We start from the raw sequence: 15,840 nt of genomic DNA on the forward strand, positions 1-15,840 counted from the left end.
CGCTTTGGGGGCAATCTTCTTTTCTGGCATCAGGGGGCGGCAGGCTTTTCACGCGCATGTAATCTGCTACATGGCTGCTGACTGGTGAAAGAGGGCAGGCGCATGGTGGATCGATTTCGGATAACTCTGGGGCAGCTCAACCCCACCGTGGGCGATCTTGCGGGGAATTCGGCGCTGGCGAAAGCGGCCTGGGACGCCGGTCGCGAGGCAGGCGCGGACCTTGTCGCGCTGCCCGAGATGTTCATCACCGGCTATAATGCGCAGGATCTTTGGATGCGGCAGGCGTTTCAGCTCGATGTGGCGCGGCATGTCGAGACGCTGGCCAAGGACTGTGCCGAGGGCCCGGCACTTGCCATCGGGGCCCCCTGGGTTGAGGGTGCCAAGCTCTACAACGGCTATCTGATCCTGAAGGGCGGGCGGATCGCGAGCCAGGTTCTGAAGCACCACCTGCCGAATGACACCGTGTTCGACGAGGTGCGCATTTTCGACGCAGGGCCTCTGGGTGGTCCCTATTCTGTCGGCAACTCACGTGTCGGATCTCCGATCTGCGAGGATGCCTGGCACGAGGATGTGGCCGAGACGCTGGCCGAGACGGGGGCGGAGTTCCTGCTGGTGCCGAACGGCTCGCCCTACGATCGCAAGAAGTTCGAGGTGCGCCTCAATCACATGGTGGCCCGCGTGGTCGAGACCGGGCTGCCGCTGGTCTATCTCAACATGGTGGGCGGGCAGGACGACCAAGTCTTTGACGGTGGCTCCTTCGCGCTCAGTCCTGGCGGCGCGCTGGCCGTGCAGTTGCCGGTTTTCGAGGAGAGGGTGGCTCATGTGGATCTGGAACGCACGCCCGACGGCTGGCGTGTGGTCGAGAGCGAGAAAGCGCCGCGTCCCGACGCGTGGGAGCAGGACTACCGCGTGATGGTCACATCCTTGCGCGACTATTGTCGCAAGACCGGGTTCGGCAAGGTGCTGCTGGGGCTGTCGGGCGGTGTGGATTCCGCATTGGTGGCGGCGATTGCGGTGGATGCGCTGGGGGCGGAGAACGTGCGCTGCGTGATGCTGCCGTCGGAGTACACCTCTCAGGTCTCGCTGGAGGACGCCGAGGCCGTCGCCAAGGCGCTTGGGTGTCGCTACGACTATGTGCCCATCTCCGGGCCGCGCGCCGCGGTGACCGAGACGCTTTCGCCGCTTTTCAACGGGACGGAGCCGGATCTGACGGAAGAGAACATCCAGTCGCGCCTGCGAGGGCTTCTGCTGATGGCGCTCAGCAACAAGTTCGGCGAGATGCTGTTGACGACGGGGAACAAATCCGAAGTGGCGGTGGGCTACGCGACGATCTATGGCGACATGGCGGGCGGGTACAACCCGATCAAGGACCTCTACAAGACCCGCGTTTTCGAGACCTGCCGCTGGCGTAATGCCAATCATCGCGACTGGATGAAGGGCCCGGGCGGTGAGGTGATCCCGCAGCGGGTCATCGACAAGCCGCCTTCCGCCGAGTTGCGCGCGGATCAGAAGGACAGCGACAGCTTGCCCGACTATCCCGACCTCGACGCGATGCTCGAGATCCTCGTGGACAAGGCGGGCTCGATCGAGGATTGCGTTGCTGCAGGCTTTGACCGCGACGTGGCGAAGACGGTCGAGCATCTGATCTACATCAGCGAATACAAGCGCTTCCAGTCCGCGCCCGGCGCCCGGTTGACGGAAGGCGCGTTCTGGCTTGACCGCCGCTATCCGATCGTGAACCGGTGGCGCGACCCCTCCTGACGCAGCGGTGGCCCGAAGGCCCACCGCACCTGCCAGCACGGGCGGTCAGGACCGGCAGGTTCGGCGGGCTTTCAGGCCGCCGCGACCCACAGTCTTGTGACTGGACCTGCGCCGGAGCCGGCGCCATCGTCGCCACGGGTCATCAAGGAGTCATTATATGCGCCTGTTGTCGTTGATTGCGTCATCGCTGTTTGTGGTGAGTGCGCCTGCGCTGGCCTGCGGGCCTGACACCAATTGTGAACTCGGGAACCGGCATTACCGCATTGCGATGCCCGAAGGGCACGACGGCGCGACCCCGGTGCCGGCGATTGTCTTTGCCCATGGGTATCGCGGCTCGGCCCAGGCTGTGATGCGCAACGGGTCGCTGCGGCGCATGGCATCCGACATGGGGGTTGCGCTGATAGCCGCCAAATCCGAGGGCGACGACTGGGTCATTCCCAACGCGCCGCGGCACATGGACACCGATGGCGCGCCGGAGTTCGACTATTTCGATGCGATGCTTGATGATGCGATGGCGCGCTTTCCCATCGACGGCGACCGGATCGTCGCCACCGGCTTCAGCGCCGGTGGCATGATGACCTGGAACCTCGCCTGTTCGATGAGCGGCCGCTTTGCCGGGTTCATCCCGATCTCCGGCACCTTCTGGCTGGAACCGCCCGAGACCTGCGCGGGTCCGGTCGCCAGCATTGTGCATATCCATGGCACCACCGACCGTATCGTACCGCTCGACGGGCGCCCCATTGGACCGACACATCAGGGCAAGGTCAGCGCAGCGCTCAAGATGTATCGGAGCTATGGCGGCTTTGAGCCGCAGGGCGCGGCCACCTACGGCGATCTGGACTGCACCGAAGAGGCGAGTAAAGCAGGTGACATGCTCAAGTTCTGTCTCTTCGAGGGGGGTCATTCCTTCCGGACGGAGTTCGTCAGATTCGGATGGGACCAGCTTGAAAAGATTGGCCGGCTCTGACAGCCGATCGGGTGGGCCGAGGCGCCCACCCTGCTGCGTGCGGATACTCAGAGCATCAGCTGATAGCTGTGCGGCGCATAAGCAAAGCCATCGCCCGCCGTCTCGACATAGCCGATCCCGGGCCAGGGCATGTGGTAGCCGACAAAGGCGGTCTTGTCGGCGGCCATCATGTCGAGCAGGCGCCGCCGGGTTGCGGCAGCCGCGGCTTTGTCCATGTCGAACTTCACCTCCCAGTCCGGGTGCGCAAGCGACCAGACGTAGTGGTTGGCGAAATCGGCGCCGATGACCAACTGCGTGCCCCCGTCCTCGACCATGTAGACCATATGGCCTGGCGTGTGGCCGAAGGCGGCCATGGCTGTCAGGCCCGAGGCCACCGAGCCCCCGTCCTCCAAGAAGGAGAACTGCTCGGCGAACGGGGCGATCTTGGCCTCGAAATTGTCATTGTCCTGCGCCGCCCAGGCGTCGAATTCGGCGCGGCCCGTGATGTAGCGTGCATTCGGGTACGTCAGCGATCCGTCTTCGCGCGTCATACCGCCGATATGATCGCCATGCATATGGGTGATCACCACCGCATCGATTTGATCAGGGCTGTAGCCTGCGGCTTCGAGTGCGGCCGAGGTGCCCTCACCCGAGAGCCCGGTGTCGAAAAGCACGAGCTCGTCGCCCGTGTTGACCACCGTGGGCGTAAAAAAGAACTGCGCCGTATCAGTGGGCAGGTTGGCTTCTTCCGAGACCGAGGCGAAGGTGTCTGCATCAATATTCAGACCGAAGATGCTGTGCGGGTCGTCGCGGGCGACGGATCCGGCAAGCAACGTGGTGACATCGAAGGCGCCGACCTTCACCCGATGGAACGGGGACATCGCGGTCCCCTTGATGGGCGCGGCGGCACGGGCGACGCCGGTCGCTGCGGCCAAGGGCGCTGCGGCAGCCCCCGCAAGAGCCGCGCGGCGGGTCAGATTGATCCGATCGGACATGATCACTTTCCTTTCCTGTTGGACACTCCTTGAGGTAGTATGTGGCGGAAACCTGCCCACGAAAAAATCGCCGGCGCGCGATCATATTCCTGCGAGGTGCCACATGAACGACGCGCTAGAAGTGGCCACATTCCTCGCCGCGGTGCACCCGGAGCGGCGCTACCGCGAGGCGGGCGTGCTGGATGCGCTTTTTCGCGAGGTGACCGGCTGGGGGCCGCGGCTGTGGTCAGGCGGGATGCTGGGCTACGGCAGCTATGACTACACCTACGCCTCGGGCCGGTCCGGCACCTTCTTTGCCACCGGCTTTGCGCCGCGGAAGGCGCGGCTCTCGGTCTATATCCTGCCAGGCTATGCGGATTTCGCCGCGATCCTTGCCGATCTCGGAAAACACAAGACCGGCAAATCCTGTCTCTATATCAACAGGCTGGAGGATGTGGACCTGGACGTGCTGAAGCGGCTGATCCGTGCAGGCTTGGACGATCTGGGCGCGCGCTGGCCGGTGCATCCGACCTGAGTGCCTTGCTGGACAAATCTGCACACCTGTGAGAGGACCCGCAGGAACAGGAGACCTGCATGACCACCACCCGTTTCGCGCCGTCGCCCACCGGCCATATCCACATCGGCAACCTGCGCGCCGCGCTGATGAACTTTCTCATCGCGCGCAAGGCGGGCGGGACGTTCATCTTGCGCATCGACGACACCGATCCGGAGCGGTCGAAGGAAGAGTACGTCGACGGGATCAAGCAGGATCTCGACTGGCTTGGGCTGCACTGGGACCGGGTGGAGCGGCAGTCGGAACGGCTGGATCGCTATGCAGCAGCCGCAGACACGCTGCGCGAGATCGGACGCTTCTACGAGGCGTTCGAGACGCCGACGGAGCTTGATCTGAAGCGCAAGAAGCAGCTCAACATGGGCAAGCCGCCGGTTTACGACCGGGCGGCGCTGGCGCTCTCGGAGGCGGAGAAGGAGAGGCTGCGCGCGGAACGTGGCAACGGGGTCTGGCGCTTCAAGCTCGATCACGAACGTATCGAGTGGGCTGACGGAATTCTGGGCGACATTTCGATCGATGCGGCCTCGGTGTCGGATCCCGTGCTCATCCGCGGCGATGGGCAGGTGCTCTATACGCTGGCTTCGGTGGTGGATGACACGGAGATGGGCGTGACCCATGTGGTGCGCGGATCCGACCATGTGACCAACACCGCAACGCAGATCCAGATCATCGAGGCACTGGGCGGTACCGCGCCGGTGTTTGCGCATCATTCCCTGCTGACCGGACCGCAGGGCGAGGCGCTCAGCAAGCGGCTCGGCACATTGTCGTTGCGCGATCTGCGCGCGCGGGGTGTGCAGCCCATGGCGGTTCTAAGCCTGATGGCGCGGCTGGGGTCTTCCGACCCGGTGGAGCTCCGGTCGGAGATGGCGGAGTTGATCGAGGGGTTCGATATCTCGCACTTTGGATCGGCGCCAACGAAATTCGATGAAAATGACCTCTTCCCGCTGACCGCCCGGCATCTGGCCGGTTTGCCGCTGGAAGACGTGGCTGGCGCGATTTCGGAGGCAGGCGTGCCCCAGGACAAGGCGGCGCAGTTCTGGGAGGTCACCCGCGAGAACATCACGACGCTGCACGATCTGTCGGGCTGGTGGGAGATGATGCGCGACGGTGCGGAGCCGGTGATCGACGCGGAGGATGCAGAGTTCGTCGCTGAGGCGATGGCGATGTTGCCCGAGGGGCCGTTTGACGATCAGACCTGGAGCACCTGGACCGGCGCGGTGAAGGAGGCCACAGGGCGCAAGGGGCGCGGGCTCTTCATGCCGCTCCGCAAGGCGCTGACCGGGCAGGCGCACGGGCCCGACATGGCCGCGCTGATGCCGCTGTTGCAGGTGGTGCGCGCACGCGGATGAGCCTGCGGTCCGCGAGGGTCCGATGTGGGGTTTGAGTATTTCTGGACGGGTGAAGCCAGGGTGCGGCCGTGGCTGAGGCGCAGGCGAAGTTCCTGACGGGCAATCTGTTTGTCCATATCTCGGTGATGGCGAGCACCTTTTCCATCGGGCTGATGGCGGTCTTTGCCGTCGATTTCATTGACATGATCTTCATTGCCATGCTGGGCAAGGAGGAGCTGGCCGCCGCGGTGGGTTATGCCGCGGCGATCCTCTTCTTCAACACCTCCTTCGGGATTGGGATGGCGATTGCGGCGGGGGCGCTGGTGGCGCGGGCGCTGGGGGAAGGGAACGCCGTGCAGGCGGAGACGCGCAAGACCCATGCGCTGGCCTACGGCGCGATCTTCGGGATCTGCTTTGCCGCCGTGGTCTGGACACAGCTGCCCTGGCTCGTGACGCTGATGGGGGCCACGGGAGAGACGGCGGATCTGGCTCTATCCTATTTGCGGATCACCGTGCCGGCGCTGCCGTTTCTGATGATCGGGATCATCGGGGGTGCGATCCTGCGCGCGCATGGCGACGCGCGGCGGGCGATGATGTCGACCATCTGGGGCGGGCTGGTCAACGCGGTGCTGGACCCGATCCTGATTTTCGGGCTGGGGTTGGAGCTGACCGGGGCGGCGCTGGCCTCGGTGGCGGCGAATATCGCGATTGCGGTCATGGCCCTGCGTCCGATCATCCGGTTCTACGGTGGGTTGGGGCGGCCGCAGCTGGGGCCGATGCTGCGGGATCTGGGGCCGATCCTGGCGATTGCCGCGCCGGCGATCCTGACGCAGATCGCCACGCCGGTGGGGCAGGCCATTGTGACCCGCGCCATGGCGCAGTTCGGCGAGGCGGCGGTGGCGGGCATGGCCATCGTGGGGCGGCTGACGCCTTTGGCCTTTGCCATCATCTTCGCGCTCTCCGGCGCGGTGGGGCCGATCCTCGGCCAGAACTTCGGGGCACGGGATCATGCGCGGGTGCGGCGCGGGTTCAACGACGCGGTGCTGTTTACCGCGCTGGTGATTGCGCTGGTCTCGGCCGTGCTCTTTGCCCTGCGCGGCCCGATAGCAGACCTCTTCGATGCGCAAGGCGTCACGCGCGAGTTGGTGTTCCTGTTCTGTGGGCCGCTGTCGCTGCTGTTCTTTTTCAATGGGGTGCTTTTCGTCGGCAACGCGGCCTTCAACAACATGGGGCGGCCGCTCTATTCCACGGCGCTGAATTGGGGGCGCAACACCCTGGGCATGGTGCCCCTTGTGCTGGGCGGTGCCTGGCTTTTGGGGCCGGCCGGGGTGCTGATCGGGCAGGCGCTGGCGGGCGTCATCTTCGGATCGATTGCCTGGGCGCTCGCCCGTCGGGTGATGCGCGAAGCGATGGTCGATGCGGGGCCTGTTGCTGCTTCAGAATTCGGGCGGCAGGGGCGCCTCATGTCGCTCTTTCACCTGCGCCGATAGACGGTGGAGGTGGTCGTCGACCAACACGGTTTGCTTGCGGGTGAGCTGCTGGTGACGCGGATAGATCGGGTTGTCGCGGTCATTCAGGATCGGCGTGTCCCAGCCGTCGGTGGTGTCGAAGAAGCTTTGCACACCGGCCTCGCCAAAGACGTCGTGAAAGCCCTGTACGACCACGTCGAGGTAGCTGAGCAGGATCATCTGGTCGCTGCGCGGGCGCAGGTGGTGACGCTCGACCGCGTAGACGTCGATCAGCGGCGTGGCGGGGTGCGCGTGATCGATGTCGCCATGCGCCGAGACGCGGGCGTAGCCGTTTTCGCGTGCGTCCAGCGCCGTCCAGTCCGCGCCGGGCACCGCCGCGATGAGACCTTCGATGCAGTGGCCAGGCGCGGGTACGCCGGTGAGCAGCACCGCACCGGACCGCGGTGTGGTGACCCAGGCGCGGCGCCAGCCGCGCAGACGCGCGGGATGCGGATCGGGGTAGGCATGGCTGCGGGTGTTCACCAGGCTGCCGTAGCCGAAGAAATAGGGGTCGCTCATTCTGTCGTCTCTCGCGAAGATGCGCCTTACTCAATCATTTGACGGGGGCGGGCACAAGATGTCTTGACGCTCCGGCATGCCTGCGCATACCGTCACCGCATCCCGCCCGGGAGAACCGGCCGCTGTGCCGGTGCCGAAGGAGCAACCGCCCCGGAAACTCTCAGGCCACCGGACCGTGCGGGACAACAGACTCTGGAGAGAGGTGCCGGATGGCATCCGCCGAAGGGATAACGATCTCAGGCGAAAAGACAGAGGGGGCATCTGGAGCGCGCGGGGCGCGTAATGGATGCCGGGTGTGTGTCACGCAGAACCGGCTGGAAAGAGAGGCCGGATGACGGATTTGGCGCGGACGCCGCTATACGAGCTGCATGTGGAGCTGGGCGCGAAGATGGTGCCTTTCGCGGGCTATGCGATGCCCGTGCAGTACCCCATGGGCGTCCTGAAGGAGCATCTGCATACGCGGTCTGCGGCCGGATTGTTCGACGTCAGCCATATGGGGCAGGCGATGCTGTCCGGGCCCTCGTGGGAGGCGGTGGCCGAGGCCTTCGAGGCGCTGGTGCCGATGGATGTGCTGGGGCTCGACGACGGGCGGCAGCGCTACGGCCTTTTCACCAATGACGCAGGCGGGATCGAGGACGACCTGATGTTTGCGCGGCGCGGGGACGAGCTCCTCGTCGTCGTCAATGCTGCCTGCAAGGCGGCTGATTTTGCCCGGATGCGGGCGGGGTTGCCAGACGAGATTGCGGTCACCGAACTGGCGGACCGCGCGCTGATCGCCCTGCAGGGCCCGGCGGCGGCTGTGGTGATCGAGGATCTGGATCCGGCCGCCAGCGACATGCGGTTCATGGATGTGGCAGACCTCAGCCTTTGCGGCCATGCGGTCTGGGCGTCACGGTCGGGCTATACCGGCGAGGACGGCTTTGAAATCTCGATACCGGCGGATGAGGCGGAGACATTGGTGCGCTCGCTGCTCACGCAGCGCGATGTGGCACCGATTGGCCTCGGTGCGCGGGATTCGCTGCGGCTGGAGGCCGGCTTGTGCCTTTATGGGCATGACATCGATGCGATGACGGGACCTGTGGAGGCCGGGCTGAGCTGGGCGGTGCAGAGGGTGCGCCGTCCGGGCGGCGCGCGGGCAGGCGGCTATCCGGGAGCGGATGTGATTGCTGAGGCCCTTGCGCAAGGGGTGGCGCGGCAGCGCGTCGGGCTGCGCCCTGAAGGCCGCGCGCCGATGCGCGAGGGTGTGCAGCTTTTTGATGCCGAAGAGGGGGGCGCGCAGGTGGGCACCGTGACCTCCGGCGGCTATGGACCTTCGGTCGAGGGGCCGGTGGCGATGGGCTACGTCACGGCGCCCCATGCCGCGGTGGGCACCCGCGTGTGGGGCGAGGTGCGGGGCAAGCGGCTGCCAGTCGATGTGGCAGCGCTGCCCTTCGTGCCCGCGAACTTCAAGAGATGAGCAACAGGAGACAGGTATGAAATTCACCGAAGAGCATGAGTGGTTGCGCGAAGAGGACGGTGTGATGGTGGTGGGCATCACCACCCATGCCGCCGAGCAACTGGGCGATGTGGTCTTTATCGAGCTGCCCGAGGAGGGGACCACGGTGAGCAAGGACGACGAGGTTGTGGTGATCGAAAGCGTGAAGGCCGCGAGTGACATCTTGGCGCCGGTCGACGGCGAGATCGTCGAGGTCAATTCCGCTTTGGCGGACAATCCGGGGGCGGTGAACGACGACCCGCAGGGCGAGGCCTGGTTCTTCAAGATGAGCGTCAGCGATGCGAGCCAGCTGGACGAGTTCATGGATGAGCCGGCGTATCAGAAGTTCATCGCCTGAGCGGGCTGTGACCTTCGGGATCTTGAGTATTTTTGGACGGGTGAAGCGCAGGCGCGCGCAAGGAGCGATGTGATGGTCTATAAGCCAACCGAGTATCTGCCTTATGATTTTGCCAACCGCCGGCATATCGGACCGTCCCCGTCCGAAATGGCGGAGATGCTGGAGGTGGTGGGGGCTGCGTCGCTGGAGGCGCTGATCGACGACACGCTGCCGGAGGGTATTCGACAGGCCGAGCCGCTCGATTTCGGCAAGGCCATGTCGGAGCGCGAGGTGCTCGAGCATCTGCGCGTCACAGGGGCCAAGAACAAGGTGCTGACCTCGCTCATCGGGCAAGGCTATCACGGCACGGTCACGCCGCCGGCGATCCAGCGGAACATCCTGGAGAACCCGGCGTGGTACACGGCCTACACGCCGTATCAGCCGGAGATTTCGCAGGGCCGGCTGGAGGCGCTCTTGAACTTCCAGACGATGGTTTGTGATCTGACGGGGCTGGAGATCGCCAATGCCTCGCTGCTGGATGAGGCGACGGCCTGTGCCGAGGCGATGACGATGGCGCAGCGGGTGGCGAAGTCGAAAGAACGCGCGTTTTTCGTGGACCGCGACTGCCATCCGCAGAACATCGCTGTGGTACGGACGCGGGCAAAGCCTTTGGGCATCAAGGTGATCGTGGGCAACCCGGCGAAGATGGACGCCTCCAAGGTCTTTGGCGCGATCTTTCAGTATCCTGGCACCTACGGTCATGTGCATGATTTCACGGATCACATGGCGGCGCTGCACGAACATGGTGCGATTGGGGTTGTCTCTGCCGATCCGCTGGCGCTGACGCTCTTGAAGGAGCCGGGGGCGATGGGGGCCGATATCGCCGTGGGCTCGACCCAGCGGTTTGGGGTGCCCGAGGGTTATGGCGGGCCGCATGCGGCCTATATGGCCTGCCGCGATGCCTATAAGCGCGCGATGCCGGGGCGGATCGTGGGCGTGTCGGTCGACAGCAATGGAAACCGCGCCTATCGGCTGAGCCTGCAGACCCGCGAGCAGCATATCCGCCGGGAGAAGGCGACCTCGAATGTTTGCACCGCGCAGGCGCTCTTGGCGGTGATGGCGTCGATGTATGCGGTGTTTCATGGGCCCGAGGGGCTCAAGGCCATTGCGCAGCGGATCCACCGCAAGACGGTGCGGCTGGCCAAGGGGCTTGAGGCGGCGGGCTTCAAGGTGGACCCCAAGGCCTGTTTCGACACGATCACTGTCGATGTGGGGCCTTTGCAGGCGGCGGTGCTGAAATCCGCCGTTGACGAAGGGATCAACCTGCGCGCCGTGGGTGAGCGCCGGGTCGGCATCACGCTGGATGAGCGCTGCAAGCCCGCAACGCTCGAGGCGGTCTGGCGGGCCTTTGGTGTCGACCGAAAGGACGAGGATTTCGCGCCGGACTATCGCTTCCCCGAGGAGATGCTGCGAACGTCGGCGTATCTCACCCACCCGATTTTCCACATGAACCGCGCCGAGACGGAGATGATGCGCTACATGCGCCGTCTCGCGGACCGCGACCTGGCACTGGATCGGGCGATGATCCCGCTGGGCTCCTGCACGATGAAGCTGAACTCCGCAGCCGAGATGATGCCGGTCAGCTGGCGGGAGTTTTCGCTGATCCATCCCTATGCGCCCGCCGATCAGGCGCAGGGGTATCGCGAGATGATCGATGACCTGAGTGCCAAGCTCTGCGAGATCACCGGTTATGACGCGATCTCCATGCAGCCAAATTCCGGCGCTCAGGGCGAGTATGCGGGGTTGCTGACCATCGCGGGCTACCATGCAGCGCAGGGGCAGGGGCACCGCAATGTCTGCCTGATCCCGGTGAGCGCGCATGGCACCAACCCGGCGTCTGCACAGATGGTGGGCTGGACCGTCGTTGTGGTGAAATCTGCCGAGAACGGCGACATCGACCTCGACGACTTCCGGGCCAAGGCCGAGCAGCATTCGGAGACCCTCGCGGGCTGCATGATCACCTATCCGTCGACCCATGGCGTCTTTGAAGAAACGGTCACCGAGGTCACGCGCATCACCCATGAACACGGCGGGCAGGTCTACATCGACGGTGCCAACATGAACGCGATGGTCGGGCTTAGCCGCCCCGGTGACTTGGGCGGTGACGTGAGCCACCTGAACCTGCACAAGACCTTCTGCATCCCGCACGGCGGTGGCGGCCCGGGCATGGGGCCTATTGGCGTGAAGGCGCATCTGATCCCGCATTTGCCGGGCGCGCCCAATGGCGGTGAGGGGGCGGTGTCGGCGGCGCCCTTTGGCTCGCCGTCGCTCCTGCCGATCAGCTGGGCCTATTGCCTGATGATGGGGGGCGCCGGGCTGACCCAAGCGACGCGGGTGGCGATCTTGAACGCCAACTACATCGCCCGGCGGCTCGAAGGCGCCTATGAGGTCCTTTACAAGGGGCCGACAGGACGCGTGGCCCATGAGTGCATCCTCGATGTGCGACCCTTCGCGGAAAGCGCGGGCGTCACCGTCGAGGACATTGCCAAGCGGCTGATCGACTGCGGCTTTCACGCGCCGACCATGAGCTGGCCGGTTGCGGGCACCCTGATGGTCGAACCAACCGAGAGCGAAACCAAGGCAGAGCTCGACCGGTTCTGCGATGCGATGTTGGCGATCCGCGCAGAGATCACGGCGATCGAAGCGGGCGACATCGATGCCGAGGACAATCCGCTGAAGCACGCGCCGCACACGGTGGAAGATCTCGTTGGACCTTGGGAGCGCCCCTACAGCCGCGAGCAGGGCTGTTTCCCGCCGGGGGCCTTTCGTGTGGACAAGTACTGGCCGCCAGTCAATCGGGTCGACAATGTCTATGGCGACCGGCATCTGGTCTGCACCTGCCCACCTATGGAAGACTATGCCGAAGCGGCTGAATAGGGCGCGTCGTGACGAAGGCATGCGGGACGCATGCTGCCCGATCCCGCGGCACGTGAGACCAGAAGAAACGGGGAGCGGTTTTTCCAACTGCTCCCCGAACAAGAAGCGTTTTGGCTTCTCCTGGCGCGATCATCGGCGTCCCCGCCTGTACCGCAGGTTGATAGACGTATGATCTTGGTTAAGATTTCGTTGCTTCTTCTGGGGAAAATATCCCCGCCGGAGGCATGAAGTCTTACTCGCGCGCGCGCAGTACCTGCGCCGGCCGGGCGTTGATCGGGCCCCAGGTGAAGGCAAGGCTCGCCGCAAGCGTCGCCAGCGCACCGCCCAAGATGATTGCCAGCGCCGAGGACCACATGACCGAAAACTCCGTCTCCATGATGAAGTGGCTCACCGCCCAGCCGCCGGCAATGCCAGCGGCAAGGGCGACGACCCCTGCACAGAAACCCAGGAGCGCCGAGCGTAACGCGAAGCTGATCAGGATGCTGCGGCGCGAGGCGCCGAGGGTCTTCAGCACAGCGGCCTCGTAGACTCGCGCCCCGGTGCCGGCGGCGGCGGCACCGACAAGCACCAGAAAACCGGTGAGCAAGGTGGCCGCTGCGCCATATGAGGTGGCCGCTGCAAGCCCGGCCAGCACGTCGGCCACACGGTCGATGGCATCGCGCACCCGGACGGCGGTGATGTTGGGGTACTGTCCGGCGAGATCGCGCAGGATCTGCGCTTCGGCCTCCTCGTCTGCATAGACAGTGGAGATGAAGCTATGCGGCGCGCCCGCGAGCGCGCCCGGGTTCATCGACAGGATGAATCCGATGCCAGCGGTCGAGAAATCCACCTCCCGGAAGCTGGCGATCGTGCCGGTGATGTCACGGCCCAGGATGTTCACCGTCAGCTCATCGCCAATCGAGAGGCCCATTTCAGACGCTTCCTCAGCGGCGAAACTGATCAACGGGGGGCCGGAATAGTCCGGCTCCCACCACGTGCCGGCGGTGAGACGGGTGTTCTCCGGCATCTCCTCGGAATAGGTCACGCCCCGATCGCCCTGCAGGACCCAGTGATCCCCCGCCACGTCGCGCGCGGGCTGTCCGTTGATGCGGGTGATGATTCCGCGCAGCATGGGAGCGGATTGCACACGCTCGACCGCCGGATCGTTGGCTAACCGCTCGGTAAACCCGTCCATCTGGTCTCTCTGGATATCAACGAAGAAGTAGGAGGGCGCCACCTCGGGCAGGTTGCCTGTGATGGCGCCGCGCAGATTGCCGTCGATCTGGCCGACCGCAGCCAGTACCGAGAGGCCGAGGCCCAAAGACAGCACCACCGATGCAGCCCCTTCGCGCGGCCCGGAGATGGCGGCAAGCGCCCACCTGGCGCGGGGCATGCCCCGCGCCAGGTGGGCGCCCCGGCGCGAGAGGTGACGGATGAGCAGGGCGGCCCCGGCGAGCAGGCTCAACGCGCCGAAGATGCCGCCCGCCGTCCAGAGCGTCAGCCACCAGGTGCCCGAGAACCAACCGGCAAGCGCCAATAGCAAACCAAGCGCCAGGGCCGTGGCCAGCAGATAGCGCGGCGCCGGCAGCGTGCGGGCGGTTTGCAGCGCATCGCGAAAGAGGGTCGCCGGCTTGATCTCCTCGGCGCGTGCCAGCGGCCAGAGCGTAAAGAGAAACGCTGTGAGCAGCCCGTAGATTGCAGCCTCCAGAAGCGGTGCTGGATAAAGCGCAAAGGCCGCCGGGATCGGCAGGCGCGCTTCGATAAGTGGCGCAAAGACCAAGGGGGCTAACCCGCCCAGGCCAACGCCGAGGACGATGCCAGCGAGCGACAAGACTCCGATTTGCAAGAAGTAGGTCTGGAAAATCACCCGCCGTGTAGCGCCAAGGGTGCGCAGAGTCGCGATGACGCTGGTCTTGCCGGCGAGATAGGCGCGCACGGCAGAGGAGACGCCGACCCCGCCGACGGCGAGGCCCGAGAGTCCCACGAGGATCAGGAATGCGCCCAGACGATCCACGAACTCGGATACGCCAGGGGCGCCGTTGCGGGAATCGGTCCAGCGCAGGCCCGTGTCCTCGAAGCGGCTGCGCGCCTCGGCGGCGAGCGCGGCAAGATCCGCGTCCGGCGGCAGATCGAGCCGGTACTTCGTGGAGAAGAGTGTGCCAGGGGCGAGCAGTTGCGAGTCTGCAAGGCTCTCGGTGGTCACAATCGTGCGCGGGCCAAGGGCAAAGCCGCCGGCGGCGCTGTCGGGTTCGCGGGCAAGCTCGGCGCTCAGGCGAAATTCCTGTGTGCCGACGCGGAAGCTGTCACCCAAACTGAGGCCCAGGCGGTCGATCAGCACCCGCTCCATGACCGCTCCGGGCCGCCCGTTTTCCACCGCCAGAGCCTGATCCAGCGAGATATCCGGCGCCAGCTCTACAGCGCCGATCAGGGGATAGGCGCCATCGACGGCCTTGATCTGGGTCAGGCCGCGCTCGGCGGTCTCTCCCTCGCCCACCACGGCCATGGAGCGGAAATCGACGATCTCGGAGAGGGCCTCCGCGACGCCGTGCATCCAAGCCCGCTCGTCTTCGGTGGCGAAGCGATAGGTGAAATCCATCTCGGCATCGCCGCCCAGAAGGGCGGCACCTTCGCGGGCGAGCCCGGCCTCGATGCCCGAGCGGACCGAACCGACGGCGGCGATGGCCGCCACTCCAAGGGCGAGGCAGGCGAGGAAGATGCGAAACCCCCGCAGGCCGCCGCGCAGTTCGCGCCGGGCAAGGCGGGCCGCGAGCGCGAGGCTCATTCCGCCGCCCGGTCCATCGGCACCACTCGCCCATCGCCCAGCCGGATCACGCGGTCGCAGCGCGCCGCGAGGCTCTGGCTGTGGGTGACCAGCACAAGCGTCGCGCCATGCCGGTCGCGCAGACCAAAGAGCAGGTCGATGATGGCAGCGCCATTGGCGCCGTCGAGGTTGCCGGTCGGCTCGTCGGCCAGCAGGATGTCGGGCCGCGGAGCCGAAGCGCGCGCAAGTGCCACACGCTGCTGTTCACCGCCGGACAGCTGCGACGGGTAGTGATCGGCGCGATGCGCAAGACCCACCTCGGCCAGTTCCGCTTCGGCCTTTGCGAAGGCATCTGCGTCTCCGGCCAGCTCCAGGGGCGTGGCGACATTTTCGAGTGCAGTCATCGTTGGAATCAGGTGGAACGACTGAAAGACCACGCCCATGTGGTCGCGGCGGAAGCGCGCAAGCCGATCCTCGGACATCTGTGTCAGGTCTTGCCCGAGGGCCCTGACGGTGCCTGAGGTGGCGCGCTCCAGCCCGCCCATGAGCATGAGCAGCGAAGATTTGCCTGATCCGGAGGGGCCGATCAGCCCGAGGCTCTCGCCGTCTTGAACCTCCAGCGAGATCCCGTGCAGGATATCCACCCGGCCGGCATTGCCATCGAGCGACAAAGTCGCATCTTGGAGAGAGAAGACGGGGTCGGACATACGCAGGATCACCTTTGGCAGGTATACGTGTGGCATAT

The 15,840-nt window shown here is 65.4% G+C and carries 12 protein-coding genes and 1 riboswitch; of the genes, 8 read left to right on the plus strand and 4 right to left on the minus strand.

Annotation, left to right across the window (positions count from 1 at the left end; genetic code table 11):
• Positions 1-102 precede the first annotated feature (102 nt).
• Both MUB52_RS08435 and MUB52_RS08440 read left to right on the plus strand, forming a co-directional pair.
• On the plus strand, positions 103-1,761 hold the full coding sequence (locus tag MUB52_RS08435; RefSeq protein WP_263843766.1) for an NAD+ synthase: 1,659 nt from the start codon (positions 103-105) through the stop codon (positions 1,759-1,761).
• Between the two features lie 157 nt (positions 1,762-1,918).
• A complete protein-coding gene (locus MUB52_RS08440) occupies positions 1,919-2,728 on the plus strand; it encodes an alpha/beta hydrolase family esterase (protein WP_263843767.1) in 810 nt (269 codons plus the stop codon).
• A 47-nt stretch (positions 2,729-2,775) separates the two neighbouring features.
• Here the strand turns inward: MUB52_RS08440 and MUB52_RS08445 are convergent, their stop codons facing one another.
• Complete coding sequence (locus tag MUB52_RS08445; protein WP_263843768.1) at positions 2,776-3,702, minus strand: MBL fold metallo-hydrolase; 927 nt, start codon at positions 3,700-3,702, stop codon at positions 2,776-2,778.
• 103 nt (positions 3,703-3,805) lie between these two features.
• Between MUB52_RS08445 and MUB52_RS08450 the strand changes: the two genes are divergently transcribed.
• The 3 genes from MUB52_RS08450 (at position 3,806) to MUB52_RS08460 (ending at position 7,070) form a co-directional block, all read left to right on the plus strand.
• On the plus strand, positions 3,806-4,216 hold the full coding sequence (locus tag MUB52_RS08450) for a DUF1801 domain-containing protein (protein ID WP_263843769.1): 411 nt from the start codon (positions 3,806-3,808) through the stop codon (positions 4,214-4,216).
• 59 nt (positions 4,217-4,275) lie between these two features.
• Positions 4,276-5,601: a glutamate--tRNA ligase gene (gene gltX, locus MUB52_RS08455; RefSeq protein WP_263843770.1), complete on the plus strand. Its 1,326-nt coding sequence runs from the start codon at positions 4,276-4,278 to the stop codon at positions 5,599-5,601.
• A 68-nt stretch (positions 5,602-5,669) separates the two neighbouring features.
• Positions 5,670-7,070, plus strand: coding sequence for an MATE family efflux transporter (locus tag MUB52_RS08460; protein ID WP_263843771.1), 1,401 nt, complete (start codon positions 5,670-5,672; stop codon positions 7,068-7,070).
• Here MUB52_RS08460 and MUB52_RS08465 read toward each other — a convergent pair.
• Positions 7,017-7,607: a gamma-glutamylcyclotransferase family protein gene (locus MUB52_RS08465; RefSeq protein ID WP_263843772.1), complete on the minus strand. Its 591-nt coding sequence runs from the start codon at positions 7,605-7,607 to the stop codon at positions 7,017-7,019. The genes MUB52_RS08460 and MUB52_RS08465 overlap by 54 nt on opposite strands.
• Positions 7,608-7,704: 97 nt before the next feature.
• Positions 7,705-7,793, plus strand: a riboswitch (glycine riboswitch).
• 145 nt (positions 7,794-7,938) lie between these two features.
• Between MUB52_RS08465 and gcvT the strand changes: the two genes are divergently transcribed.
• From gcvT to gcvP, 3 genes are all read left to right on the plus strand, one after another.
• Positions 7,939-9,063 (plus strand): glycine cleavage system aminomethyltransferase GcvT, encoded by a 1,125-nt coding sequence (gene gcvT, locus MUB52_RS08470; RefSeq protein WP_263843773.1) that lies wholly within the window; start codon positions 7,939-7,941, stop codon positions 9,061-9,063.
• A gap of 16 nt (positions 9,064-9,079) precedes the next feature.
• Entirely contained in the window at positions 9,080-9,439 is a 360-nt protein-coding gene (gcvH, locus tag MUB52_RS08475) for a glycine cleavage system protein GcvH (protein ID WP_263843774.1), read from the plus strand.
• A gap of 72 nt (positions 9,440-9,511) precedes the next feature.
• Positions 9,512-12,355, plus strand: coding sequence for an aminomethyl-transferring glycine dehydrogenase (gene gcvP / locus MUB52_RS08480; protein WP_263843775.1), 2,844 nt, complete (start codon positions 9,512-9,514; stop codon positions 12,353-12,355).
• 232 nt (positions 12,356-12,587) lie between these two features.
• Here gcvP and MUB52_RS08485 read toward each other — a convergent pair whose 3' ends face one another.
• Complete coding sequence (locus MUB52_RS08485; protein WP_263843776.1) at positions 12,588-15,116, minus strand: ABC transporter permease; 2,529 nt, start codon at positions 15,114-15,116, stop codon at positions 12,588-12,590.
• On the minus strand, positions 15,113-15,802 hold the full coding sequence (locus MUB52_RS08490) for an ABC transporter ATP-binding protein (protein WP_263843777.1): 690 nt from the start codon (positions 15,800-15,802) through the stop codon (positions 15,113-15,115). The genes MUB52_RS08485 and MUB52_RS08490 overlap by 4 nt, the downstream gene beginning before the upstream one ends.
• Between the last annotated feature and the right edge of the window lie 38 nt (positions 15,803-15,840).

This window comes from Roseobacter sinensis (assembly GCF_025755255.1).
In the GTDB taxonomy this organism is placed as follows: domain Bacteria; phylum Pseudomonadota; class Alphaproteobacteria; order Rhodobacterales; family Rhodobacteraceae; genus Roseobacter; species Roseobacter sinensis.